Here is an 11923-nt window from a genome sequence, read left to right on the forward strand (position 1 = left end):
CGGCCTGGGGAGGGCGGTGTGTGGGCGATCGGCCCGCGCGGTCGGCGCCAGGCCTGAGCTCGATCGTGAGCGGCGTACCCGGGGGGCGCGAGATTTGCGGGCCATCCGAGCGAAGGGGCGGCACAAGGGCCCCGCGACGGGGGATGGAAGAGCGGGGCCCCCGGCCGTGCGGGCCCCGTCGACGGCGGCGCCGAGCCCATTCGCCGGTCCGCGGAATCCCCGTACAGGGCGGAGCAATTGATGAATCCGAAGGTTGACGACCGGGTGCCGGTCCTGATCGTGGGCGGGTCGCTGGTCGGCCTGTCGGCCTCGCTCTTCCTCGGCCGACTGGGTGTCAGACACCTGCTGGTCGAGAAGCACGCCGACACCTCGCATCACCCGCGTGGCCGAGGCAACAACGTCCGGACGATGGAGCTCTACCGGGTGGCCGGGATCGAGCCGGCGATCCGGGAGGCGGCCTCGGTGCTCGCGCCGAACCACGGCATCCTGCAGGCGCCCTCGCTGACCGGCGACGAGCAGGAGTGGCTGTTCCGGGAGATCGACCCGGGCGGGCGGCTCGCCCGGTTCAGCCCCAGCTCGTGGTGCCTGTGCAGCCAGAACGACCTGGAGCCGGTGCTGCTGCGGGCCGCCCGCGGCCTCGGCGGGGACGTCCGCTTCAGCACCGAGCTGCTCTCCTTCGAGCAGGACGCCGAGGGCGTCACCTCGGTGCTGCGCAGCCGGGAGACCGGCGAGGAGCGCGTGGTGCGCTCGGAGTACCTCGTCGCGGCGGACGGCCCGCGCAGCCCGGCCCGCGAGCGGCTGGGCATCGGGCAGAGCGGCAAGGGCGAGCTGTTCCACAACGTCAGCATCACCTTCCGCGCCAAGCGGCTGGCCGACGTGGTCGGCGACCGGCACTTCATCGCCTGCTACCTGACCAACCCGGAGGCGGACGGTGCGCTGCTGCCGGTGGACAACCAGGAGGAGTGGGTCTTCCACGCGCCCTGGCACCCCGAGCACGGCGAGCCGCTGGAGGCCTTCACCGACGAGCGCTGCGAGCGGCACATCCGCACCGCCGTCGGCCTGCCCGACCTCGACGTCGAGGTGACCGGCCGGGCGCCCTGGCACGCCGCCGAACGGGTGGCCGACCGCTACGGCGACGGGCGGGTCTTCCTCGCCGGGGACTCCGCGCACGAGATGTCGCCGACCGGCGCGTTCGGCTCCAACACCGGCATCCAGGACGCGCACAACCTGGCCTGGAAGCTCGCCGCGGTGTTGTCCGGCTGGGCGGGCCCGGGCCTGCTGGAGACGTACGGGCAGGAGCGCCGGCCGGTCGCGCAGGTGACCGGCGAGCGGGCCTCGGCCCGTTCGGCCGAGCACAGCCACCCCGGGTACGCGGTCGTCCCGGGCGTCGGGCGCCAGGCCGGGGTGCTGGCGGTGGCGCTCGGCTACCGCTACCCGGCGGGCGCGGTGACCGGCACGGACCAGGCGGGCCCGGTCGTCCCCGAGCAGTTCGAGGTGGCCGGGGAGCCCGGCAGCCGGGCCCCGCACCAGTGGCTGCTGCGGGCGGGCGTGCGGCTGTCGACGCTGGACCTCTACGAGCAGTCGATGGTCCTGCTGACCGGCCCGGACGGCGGGGCCTGGCGTTCCGGTGCGCGGCGGGCGGCGGACCGGCTGGTCGTGCCGCTGGAGGCCTACCGGATCGGCGACGGACCGGAGGACGACCTCGCGCCGGAGCCGGGCGGGGACTTCGCCGGGCTGCACGGCATCGGCTCGGACGGCGCGCTGCTGGTCCGCCCGGACGGCTTCGTGGCCTGGCGCTCGACGGGCCCGGCCGAGGACCCGGAGGCCGAGGTCGCGGCGGCCCTGCGCGCGGTGCTCGACCTGTAGCGGGCCGTCCGGCCGGTCCCGGGCTCGGACCGCCGGGACCGGCCGCGCGGGGCCGGACCCTGCAGACGACGCGGGACGGGCCCGCCGGTCGTGTGACCGGCGGGCCCGTCCTGGGGTTTCGGGGTGTGTCAGTGGGGTCAGTGACCGCCCGCGTCGACCACCTCGACGTCGGCGACCTCGCGCTGGATGTCCTCGGCCGGCAGGGCGACGCGGATCGCCCAGAAGTAGATGCCGAGGGCGAACACCGCGACCAGGCCCATGTCCCACCACATCGGGATCCGGCCGGTGCCGTCACCGAAGCCGCCCTGCCAGGAGATCAGGCCCAGGCCCAGCAGGTAGACGGGCAGCCACTGGGCGGACTTCCAGCTGAGCCGCGGCGCGTTCGGCAGGCCCCTGCGGATCGCGTAGGCCGCGTAGCCGCCGAGCAGGAGGTAGCCGAGGACGATCGCCATGCCCAGACGGGACAGGGTGTGCCAGCCGGACCAGTAGATGATGAGGCTGGAGACCACGAAGGCGGCCGGGGAGATGATCCCGCCGAGCGGCAGCCGGTACGAGCGCTCGTGGTCGGGCAGCCGGCGGCGCAGGGCTCCGAAGGCGAGCGGGGCACCGGCGTACATCAGCACGCTGGCGGAGGTGATGAAGCCGACCAGCTCCTGCCAGCTCGGGAAGGGCAGGAAGCAGATCACGCCGGTGATGAAGGACATGATCAGGCCGAACCACGGCACGCCGTTCTTGTCCAGCTGCTCGAACTTCTGCGGCGCGTAGCCGTTCTTGCTCAGGCCGTAGGAGATGCGCGAGGTGGAGGTGGTGTAGATCAGGCCGGTGCCGCCGGGGGAGACGATGGCGTCGAAGTACAGCACCCAGGAGAGCCAGCCGAGGCCGACCAGGGTGGCGAGACCGGCGAACGGGCCCTCGATGCCGGGGAAGTCGAGCTTGTCCCAGCCGTTGGCGAAGGAGCTGAGCGGCAGCGAGCCGATGAAGGCGACCTGCAGCAGGACGTAGATCAGGGTGCCGATGGCGACGGAGCCGAGCACGGCGCGGGGGATGTCGCGCTTGGGGTTGCGGCTCTCACCGGAGATCTGGATGGCCTGCTCGAAGCCGAGCAGCGCGAAGATGATGCCGCTGGAGCTGATCGCGGCGAGCACGCCCTTGGCACCGAACGGCGCGAAGCCGTGCGAGGTGAAGTTGGACGAGTGGAAGTTGGTGATCGACAGCGCCAGGATCGTGAGCAGCGGGACGCCGATCTTGAGCCAGGTCGCGATCGAGTTGGTGGCCGCGAGGACCCGCACACCGAGGAAGTTGACGGCGACGAACACGCCCATCAGGAGCACCGCGACGATGAACCCGCTGGTGGTGAGGGTGCCGTTCTCGTTGAGGAAGCTCTTGGCGAACTCCCAGTGGCCCGCGTAGCCGATCATCGCCTCGACCTCGATCGGGGCGACGGTGGCGGCCTGGAGCCAGGAGAACCAGCCGAAGGACATGCCGGCGAGGCCGCCGAACGCGTAGTGCGGGTACCGCGCGGTGCCACCGGCGACCGGGAACATCCCGCCGAGCTCGGCGTGCACGAAGGCCAGCAGCACGATCGCGACTGCGCCGATGCCCCAGGAGAGGAGGGCCGCAGGCCCGGCGGCGACGACGGCGTTCTTCGCGCCGAACAGCCAGCCGGAGCCGATGATCGAGCCGACCGAGGCCCACATGAGGCCGATGAGCCCGACGTGGCGCTTGAGCGACCGGTTGGAGGTGCCGGACTCGGTGCCGGTGCTCTGTCCGGGCGGCGAGATCTGGTTGAGGGAAGCCATGGGCGATCTCTCTGTGTGTGGGGGCTCCGGCAGACGACGGAGCGCGGAGAGTTGCCACACAGTAGGGCTATTCATAGACCTCTGCACAGATTTCATTACTGAATGTTTACTTACTTTGCCGGATATCCCTGCAGGTAGGGGGCTATCTGTTCATGTGTGTGTTACGTGACTGGTGAGTAGGTTCAGTATTTGAGCGTGAATTGAGCATCGGCCCCCGAGGCGGCAATATGGACGCCTCGGGCGATACATGGAAATGGTGATCGCCGCATAGCGATGCGCCAATTGCCCCTCGCTGCTTGCTTCTTGGCGAGATGTACGGGCTCACCGAAGGGCCGCCGGCCGCTCCCCGGGGCGGTGTGGAACGGGCCGCGCTCGTGCCGCCCCGGGGCGCGCCCGGGCCGCCTTCCGGAGGGTCGCCGGCCGCTCGGCGGCCCCGGAGCCGCGACTCGGGCGCGTGTCGTGCGTCACGTGGCTCCGGCGGGCCGCCGGTGCTACGAGGTGTCTGGATCACTGCCGGGGCCCTGATCCGCGAGACACCTCTTACGGGACCGGCCGCAGGACCACCGGGGCCGGGGCGAGGGTGCGCAGCACCAGGTCGATCCGGACCTTCGCGGCGCCGGCGCGCTGCAGCGCGGCGGCCACCTCCCGTAACTCCTCCGGCCCGGTGCAGGCCAGTCGGAGCTCCAGGTCGGCGTCGCCGGCGAGGGCGAGGCCGCCCCGGACGGCCGGGTGCTCCGCCGCCAGGGCGTCGAAGTCGAGCGGGACGGGCCCGTGGCTGACCCGGGCGAGCGCGTGCAGCGTCCGGGTTGGCTCCGGCCGCTCCTGCTCCGGGCTTCCGGTGACCAGGTGGAGGGCGGTCACCGGTGCTGGAGCTGTGCGGTCGGGGCGGTGGCCGGCGGTCCGGCCGGGGCGGCGACGGGTGGTGTGGCGACGGGCGGGGCGACCAGGCGCGGGTCGAGGACGAGGGTGTCCACGCCGAGCGGGGCGACGAGGTCGCGCAGCGCGGGCTCGGCGAGCTCGGTGTACGGCTGGGCCGGTCCGAGGAGGGCGGCGAGGGCCTCGGGGGAGGAGAAGCCGACGGCGCAGCGGCGGCCGTCGCGCAGGCGGAAGAGGCGGAGGGCGGTGGTGCCGCCGGTGCCGGAGACGGTGACCGGTACGTGCCAGACGACGCGGGCCATGCGGGTGCTCCCGGGTGGAGTGGTGGGCCTGCCGGAACTGCTGCTTCGACGCTAGGCCGGGTTTCGCCGGGCGTCGCCGGTCCTGACGCGGCGTTGACCGAATGGGGTGGTGCCTTGACGCAGTCCTGACGGTCGGCTCACCCGAGTGGACTACGCCACTCCACATACTTCCGTAAACATCCCCATCGGATGGTAGTTTGCGTGATGATAGGGAAGTTCGAGAGGATGGCCGCAGGTGGCGCAGTACTACTCCGTGGAACAGGTGGCCGAACTGCTCGGCCTGCACGTCCGGACCGTCCGCGGCTACATCCGCGACGGCCGGCTCGCCGCGACCAGGATCGGCAAGCAGTACCGGATCGCCCGCGCCGACCTGGAGGCCCTCACCGGCGCCCCTGCCGGGCGGGCCGACACCGCCGCCGCGCCGCGGGCGGAGGTGTCCGCCGTCATCCGGATCGAGGGCGTCGGGCGGCTCGCCGCGGACCGGCTGACCACCACCGTGCTCGCCGCGATCGCCGGACCGCGCGACGGCGGCCGCCCGCTGCACGTCGAGACCGTCCACGACGCCGAGCGCGAGACCCTGCGGGTGGTCGTGCTCGGGGACCCGGCCGACACCGCCGCGCTGCTCGCCATCATCGACTCGTTGACCAGGGAGAACAGCCATGTCTGAGCAGTCCGTGCAGCAGCCCGTACAGCCGGGGCGGGGGGACCGCCCGGCGGCGTCCCCGCTCAGCGACGGGACCGTCCTGCGCCTGCCCGCGGAGGGGGCGCCGATCCGCGGGGAGCAGGACGCCCTGGACGTGATCGGCGACGCCTTCGGCCGCGGCGCCACCTGGGTGGTCGTCCCCGCGGCCCGCCTGCACCCCGACTTCTTCGCGCTGCGCACCCGGGTCGCCGGCGGCATCGTGCAGAAGTTCGTCAACTACCGGGTCGGCCTGGTCGTGCTCGGCGACATCGCCGCCCACGTCGCCGCGAGCGACGCGCTGCGCGACTTCGTCCGGGAGAGCAACCGCGGCGACCAGCTCTGGTTCCTGGCCGACGAGGCCGCGCTCGAGGCCAGGTTCGCCGAGGTCTGACCGCCCTCCGCTTGCCCCGGGCCCGCTCGGGGACCACGGTGGGACTGACCGTCGCCGCGCCCCCCGGGGCGCCCGGCGCGCGCTCCGGGGCGGGGGGAGGTGGAGCGAGGGGCCCGTGACGAGATATCTTGACGTCAAGACGTTGGAGACGTGAAGCGGAGTACCGATGACTGACTCGACCATCATCTATACGCACACCGACGAGGCTCCGGCCCTGGCGACCTACTCGTTCCTGCCGGTGGTCCAGGCGTACGCCTCGACCGCGGGTGTGCGCGTGGAGACCCGCGACATCTCCCTGGCCGGGCGGATCATCGCGAGCTTCCCGGAGCGTCTGGCCGAGGGCCAGCAGATCGGGGACGCCCTCGCCGAGCTGGGCGAGCTGGCCAAGACCCCGGCCGCCAACATCATCAAGCTGCCGAACATCTCGGCCTCCGTGCCGCAGCTGAAGGCCGCCATCGCCGAGCTGCAGGCCCAGGGCTACGCCCTGCCGGACTACCCGGACGACCCGCGGACCGACGAGGACAAGGACGTCCGCGCCCGCTACGACAAGGTCAAGGGCAGCGCCGTCAACCCCGTCCTGCGCGAGGGCAACTCGGACCGCCGCGCCCCGGGCTCGGTGAAGAACTACGCCAAGACCCACCCGCACCGCATGGGCGCCTGGACCTCCGAGTCCAAGACCAACGTCGCCACCATGGGCGAGAACGACTTCCGCTCCACCGAGAAGTCCACCGTGATCGCCGCCGACGGTGCGCTGCGCATCGAGCTGGTCGGCGAGGACGGCACCACCACCGTGCTGCGCGAGAAGGTCCCGGTGCTCGCCGGCGAGGTCGTCGACGCCTCGGTGATGCGCGCCGCCGCCCTGAACGAGTTCCTGGCCGCCCAGGTCGCCCGGGCCAAGGCCGAGGGCGTGCTGTTCTCGGTGCACCTCAAGGCCACCATGATGAAGGTCTCCGACCCGATCGTCTTCGGCCACGTCGTGCGCGCCTTCTTCCCGAAGACCTTCGCCCAGTACGGCGAGGCGCTGACGGCCGCCGGCCTGAACCCGAACAACGGTCTCGGCGGCATCCTCGCCGGCCTCGACGCGCTGGCCGACGGCGCCGCGATCAAGGCCTCCTTCGAGGCCGAGCTCGCCGAGGGCCCGGCCCTCGCGATGGTCGACTCGGACAAGGGCATCACCAACCTGCACGTCCCGAGCGACGTCATCGTCGACGCCTCGATGCCGGCCATGATCCGCACCTCCGGCCACATGTGGGGCCCGGACGGCCAGGAGGCCGACACCCTCGCCGTGCTGCCCGACAGCAGCTACGCCGGCGTGTACCAGGCCGTCATCGACGACTGCCGCGCCCACGGTGCCCTGGACCCGGCGACCATCGGCTCGGTGCCGAACGTCGGTCTGATGGCCCAGAAGGCCGAGGAGTACGGCAGCCACGACAAGACCTTCGAGATCGCCACGGCGGGCACCGTCCGCCTGGTCGACACCGCGGGCGACGTGGTGCTGGAGCAGGCCGTCCAGCCGGGCGACATCTTCCGCGCCTGCCAGACCAAGGACCTGCCGATCCAGGACTGGGTCAAGCTGGCCGTCACCCGCGCCCGCGCCACCGGCGACCCGGCGGTGTTCTGGCTGGACGAGACCCGCGCCCACGACGCCGTCCTGATCGAGAAGGTCAAGACCTACCTGCCGGAGCACGACACCACCGGCCTGCAGATCGAGATCAAGTCCCCGGTCGAGGCCACCACGTTCTCGCTGGAGCGCATCCGCCGCGGCGAGAACACCATCTCGGTGACCGGCAACGTGCTGCGCGACTACCTGACCGACCTGTTCCCGATCCTGGAGCTGGGCACCAGCGCCAAGATGCTGTCGGTCGTCCCGCTGATGGCGGGCGGCGGCCTGTTCGAGACCGGCGCCGGCGGCTCCGCCCCGAAGCACGTCCAGCAGCTGGTCAAGGAGAACTACCTGCGCTGGGACAGCCTCGGCGAGTTCTTCGCGCTGGCCGCCAGCTTCGAGCACCTGGCCACCAGCACGGACAACGCCCGGGCCCAGGTGCTGGCCGACACCCTGGACCGCGCCACCGGCACCTTCCTCAACGAGGACAAGTCGCCGAGCCGCCGCCTCGGTGGCATCGACAACCGCGGCAGCCACTTCTACCTGGCGCTGTTCTGGGCCCAGGAGCTGGCGAAGCAGACCGCCGACGCCGAGCTGGCCCAGGCGTTCGAGGGCCTGGCCAAGGCGCTGACCGAGCAGGAGCAGGTCATCGTCGACGAGCTGATCGCCGTCCAGGGCTCGCCGGTCGACCTCGGCGGCTACTACCAGCCGGACCCGGCCAAGGCCGCGGCCGTGATGCGCCCGTCGAAGACCTTCAACGAGGCGCTCGGCAACCTCGGCTGAGACCGCTCGGGCTGAACCGCGGGCAGGCCCCCGGATCCCTCGTGGATCCGGGGGCCTGCCCGTGTCGTGCGTCCGGGGCCGCCGGCCTGTGCCGCCCCTAGGCGAGGCCCAGGGCCGCCCCGGTGCCGGTCAGCAGCAGGACGGCCGCGCCGTTGGCCCGGGGGTGGGCCAGCGCGGTGCCGACCGCCTCCCGCAGGAGCGCGTACGGGCCGTGCGCGAGCAGGCCGTCCGCGGCGAGCATCCGGGCGGGGGCGCCGGCCCGGCGGGCGGCGAGCGCGGCGCGGACGGTGTGGAAGCCGTTGGTGACGACGGTGCACCGGTAGCCGGGCCGCTCGGCGGCCATCAGGGCGGCGCTGAAGCGGAGGTTCTCGGTGGTGTTGACGGCCCGTTCCTCGCGGCGGATCCGTCCGGCCGGGACGCCCCGGGCGATCAGGTGGCGGGCCATCGCCGCGGCCTCGGTGCAGTTCTCGTGCCGGCCCTTCCCGCCGGTGACCAGCAACAGGGGGGTGTGGCCGGCGGCCTCCTCGGCGGCGAAACGTTTCAGTGCGCCGTCCAGCCGGGCCGCGAGCGGCGGCGCGGGCTCGCAGCCGTCCAGCGCGGCGCCGAGCACGACCACGAAGTCGGCGCCGAGCGGCGCGGGGCGGCGCCGCTGCCAGAGCGCCCGGCCGACGAAGCCGAGCACCCAGACCAGGGCGTACCCGCCGAGCAGGGCGGCGGTGGGCAGCAGGACGTGCATACCCCGGTGAACGCGTACGGCGGAACCCCCGTTCCGCGCGGGAGACGGGGGTTCCGCCGAGCAGGGGGCAGGAGGGGGCGTGCTCAGCCCGCCTCGGCCGCCGGGGTGGACGGCGTGACCGGCGAGGACGGCGCGGCCGGGGCGTCGGCCGGGCGTCGGTCGCGCTTGTGCAGCGAGGCCAGGTAGGCGTTGTACGCCTCCAGCTCGGCGTCGCCGCTGCGGTCCTCGGCGCGGTCCCGGCGACGGGCCTGCCGCTGCTCCGACCCCATCCACTGGTACACCAGCGCGATCAGCACGATCGCGGTCGGGATCTCGCCGAAGGCCCAGGTGATCCCGCCGGCCAGTTTCTGGTCCTCCAGCAGGTCCGTCCCGGGCGGCGCGCCCTCCGTGGTGAAGGTGGTGACCAGCGGATGGGCGGCCATCATCACCGCCACGCCGAAGAAGGCGTGGAACGGCATGCCCATGAACAGCTCGATGATCCGCATCACGTGGCCCGGGCGGTGCGGGCCCGGGTCCACGCCCATGATCGGCCAGAAGAAGGCCAGACCGGTGAGCAGGAAGTGCACCATCATGAAGATGTGCCCGGCGCGGTACTGCATCAGGAAGTCGAACAGCGGGGTGAAGTAGACCCCGTACAGGCTGGCGATGAACAGCGGGATGGTGAACGCCGGGTGCGAGACCACCCGGACGTAACGGCTGTGCAGCAGCGCCACCAGCAGCTCGCGCGGGCCGCGCGGGCGGCCCTTGCCGGCCGGACGCAGCGCACGGAGGGCCAGCGTGATCGGGGCGCCCAGCAGCAGCAGGATCGGCGTCAGCATGGACAGCACCATGTGCTGGATCATGTGCGCGCTGAACAGCACCATGCCGTAGTCGTTCAACCCGGTGCAGGTGACCAGGAGCAGGGTCCCGACGCCGGCCACCCAGCCGACCGTCCGGCCGACCGGCCAGCGGTCGCCGCGCCGGTGCAGGCGGACCACGGCCACCGCGTACAGGGCCAGGGCGACCAGGCCGGCCAGCAGGAACACCCAGTCGGGGGACCAGGTCCAGACGTTGGAGAGGCTGAAGGGGCCTAGTCGGGTCATCCCGCCGTGGTGGTGCATTCCTGACATTCCGTCGCCCATCGGCGGGTCCTGCTTTCCGTCCGCGCGGCCCCTGGAATGGGTCCGGTTCGCCCGTTTTGCTTGGCATACAGCCTAGGTGGGCCTTACCCCGGGCCGTGCCCCGCCCCCCTTGGTCCGGGTCGGCGCAGGCCGCGGGGAGGCCGCCCGGCGGCTGGCTAGACTGGCCGGACGGTCGACGGGGAGGACGGACGCATGGCGGCTGGACGGGAACGGGCGGGGTCCGGGCGGTCCGTACCGGAACCGCCGGCGGGGGAGCGGCCGGGGCGGGCCGGGGCGGCCCGGCCCACGGTCGCGCTGACCGGGGCGACGGGCTTCATCGGCTCCGCCGTGCGCGCCGCCCTCGACGCCCGGGGCGTCCGGGTGCGCGCGCTGGCCCGCACGGTGCCGGACGAGCGGGGCGCCACCGACTGGGTGCCGGGCGACCTCGCGGACGGCGCGGCCCTGACCGCGCTCTGCGAGGGCGCCGACGCGCTGCTCCACCTGGCCTCCCGGGTCTCCGGCGGCACCGAGGAGTGCGAGGCGGTGAACGTGCGCGGCACCGCGGCGGTGACCGCCGCGGCCGGGCGGGCCGGGGTGCACCGGATCGTCCACCTCTCCACGGCCGCCGTCTACGGCGTGGGGCCGCACGACGGTGTCGAGGTCGACGGGGTGGTGCCCGCCCCGCACTCCGAGGCCAGCCGGACCAGGCTGCTCGCCGAGCGGCACGCGCTCGCGGCCGGCGCCGTCGTGCTGCGGCCCGGCCTGGTGACCGGCACGGGCGACCGCTGGGTGGTGCCCGCACTGGCCGAGCTGGTCCGCCGGGTGCCGGGGCGCTGGGAGGGCGGGCGCGCCCGGCTCTCGCTGGTGGACCGCGAGGACCTGGCCCGGCTGATCACCGTCCTCGCCCTCGACGACCACGCCGTCCCGTCCGGCGTGCACCACGCGAGCCACCCCGAGCCGGTCCGGGCTGGCGACCTGCTCGACGCCCTGGCCGGCCTCGGCCTGCTGCCCGCGGCGGACGGCCCGGACACCTCCTGGGAGGAGTGCCGCCGCCTGCTCGCCGCCGCTCCCGGCCGGGTCTCCGAGCGCCAGTTCGCGCTGATCGCCCGGGACCACTGGTACCGGAGCGAGGACGTCTGGCGCCTCGCCGCCTGCCCGCCCGGCCCGGGCCCGCTGGCGGGCCTCGCCGCGGCTGCGCCCTGGTACCGCCGGGCCCTGGCGCGTGTCTGACGACTCCCGCGGGGCGCGCGGGTCCCCGGTCACGACCTCGCCCCCGGCCGGGGGGGGGGGGGGGCGGGCCCCCCCCCCCCCCGCGGGGCGGGCCCCCCCCCCCCCCCCCCGGCCGGGGGCGTCGGACCGGCCCGGGGCGCTAGTCGGCGTCCTCCGGGTACCAGCGGAGCTCGACGGTGTTGCCGTCCGGGTCCTGGACGTAGACCGAGGTCGCGCTGCCGCGCGCGCCGTAGCGCGGGACGGGGCCCTCGAGGACGGTGAGGGTGCCCGCGTCGATGACCTCCTGCCAGTCCAGCGGTTCCACGGTGAGGCAGAAGTGGTCGACGTTGGAGCCGCCGCGGGCGCGGTCGACCAGATCGATGATCGTCTCCGGGCCGACCCGAACGGACGGGAAGGACACCTTCCCGGCGCGCCACTCGTCGACCCGGACCGGCTCCAGGCCGAGCGGGCCGGTGTAGAAGGCCAGGGACCGTTCGACGTCGCCGACGTTGAGGACCAGGTGGTCGAAGGCCTTGACGCGCATGCTGCACAGCTCCGTGGGTGGGTTCCGTCCCG

Annotated in this window: 11 protein-coding genes; 5 read left to right on the plus strand and 6 right to left on the minus strand. The window is 73.5% G+C overall.

The window, feature by feature from the left end; genetic code table 11:
* Positions 1-240 precede the first annotated feature (240 nt).
* Positions 241-1866, plus strand: coding sequence for an FAD-dependent oxidoreductase (locus ACIRS1_RS14815; RefSeq protein ID WP_402839449.1), 1626 nt, complete (start codon positions 241-243; stop codon positions 1864-1866).
* Positions 1867-2003: 137 nt separating this feature from the next.
* On the opposite strand, the gene ACIRS1_RS14820 is transcribed toward ACIRS1_RS14815, so the two are convergent.
* The 3 genes from ACIRS1_RS14820 to ACIRS1_RS14830 all read right to left on the minus strand — a co-directional run bounded on the left by ACIRS1_RS14820 (position 2004) and on the right by ACIRS1_RS14830 (position 4843).
* Positions 2004-3665 (minus strand): APC family permease, encoded by a 1662-nt coding sequence (locus ACIRS1_RS14820; RefSeq protein WP_360211334.1) that lies wholly within the window; start codon positions 3663-3665, stop codon positions 2004-2006.
* A gap of 540 nt (positions 3666-4205) precedes the next feature.
* Positions 4206-4526 carry a hypothetical protein gene (locus ACIRS1_RS14825; RefSeq protein WP_402839450.1) on the minus strand — a complete coding sequence of 107 codons (321 nt, stop codon included), beginning with the start codon at positions 4524-4526 and terminating at the stop codon, positions 4206-4208.
* The gene (locus tag ACIRS1_RS14830) at positions 4523-4843 is read right to left on the minus strand and encodes an SAV_915 family protein (protein ID WP_402839451.1); all 321 of its coding nucleotides are present in this window, start codon (positions 4841-4843) and stop codon (positions 4523-4525) included. The genes ACIRS1_RS14825 and ACIRS1_RS14830 overlap by 4 nt, the downstream gene beginning before the upstream one ends.
* Before the next feature lie 235 nt (positions 4844-5078).
* Here ACIRS1_RS14830 and ACIRS1_RS14835 point away from each other — a divergent pair, with 235 nt between their 5' ends.
* From ACIRS1_RS14835 to ACIRS1_RS14845, 3 genes are all read left to right on the plus strand, one after another.
* Positions 5079-5510: a helix-turn-helix domain-containing protein gene (locus ACIRS1_RS14835; RefSeq protein ID WP_402839453.1), complete on the plus strand. Its 432-nt coding sequence runs from the start codon at positions 5079-5081 to the stop codon at positions 5508-5510.
* Positions 5503-5916 (plus strand): DUF4180 domain-containing protein, encoded by a 414-nt coding sequence (locus ACIRS1_RS14840; protein WP_402839455.1) that lies wholly within the window; start codon positions 5503-5505, stop codon positions 5914-5916. The genes ACIRS1_RS14835 and ACIRS1_RS14840 overlap by 8 nt, the downstream gene beginning before the upstream one ends.
* Before the next feature lie 166 nt (positions 5917-6082).
* Positions 6083-8302: an NADP-dependent isocitrate dehydrogenase gene (locus tag ACIRS1_RS14845; RefSeq protein WP_402839456.1), complete on the plus strand. Its 2220-nt coding sequence runs from the start codon at positions 6083-6085 to the stop codon at positions 8300-8302.
* A 97-nt stretch (positions 8303-8399) separates the two neighbouring features.
* Here ACIRS1_RS14845 and ACIRS1_RS14850 read toward each other — a convergent pair whose 3' ends face one another.
* Positions 8400-9038 (minus strand): YdcF family protein, encoded by a 639-nt coding sequence (locus tag ACIRS1_RS14850; RefSeq protein WP_402839458.1) that lies wholly within the window; start codon positions 9036-9038, stop codon positions 8400-8402.
* Between the two features lie 83 nt (positions 9039-9121).
* Positions 9122-10138 carry a cytochrome c oxidase assembly protein gene (locus ACIRS1_RS14855; RefSeq protein WP_360211500.1) on the minus strand — a complete coding sequence of 339 codons (1017 nt, stop codon included), beginning with the start codon at positions 10136-10138 and terminating at the stop codon, positions 9122-9124.
* Between the two features lie 213 nt (positions 10139-10351).
* Here ACIRS1_RS14855 and ACIRS1_RS14860 point away from each other — a divergent pair, with 213 nt between their 5' ends.
* Positions 10352-11368 carry an NAD-dependent epimerase/dehydratase family protein gene (locus ACIRS1_RS14860; protein WP_402839460.1) on the plus strand — a complete coding sequence of 339 codons (1017 nt, stop codon included), beginning with the start codon at positions 10352-10354 and terminating at the stop codon, positions 11366-11368.
* 139 nt (positions 11369-11507) lie between these two features.
* On the opposite strand, the gene ACIRS1_RS14865 is transcribed toward ACIRS1_RS14860, so the two are convergent.
* On the minus strand, positions 11508-11891 hold the full coding sequence (locus ACIRS1_RS14865) for a VOC family protein (RefSeq protein WP_360218376.1): 384 nt from the start codon (positions 11889-11891) through the stop codon (positions 11508-11510).
* Positions 11892-11923: the final 32 nt, after the last annotated feature.

It is taken from the genome of Kitasatospora sp. NPDC101176 (assembly GCF_044768035.1).
In the GTDB taxonomy this organism is placed as follows: Bacteria; Actinomycetota; Actinomycetes; order Streptomycetales; family Streptomycetaceae; genus Kitasatospora.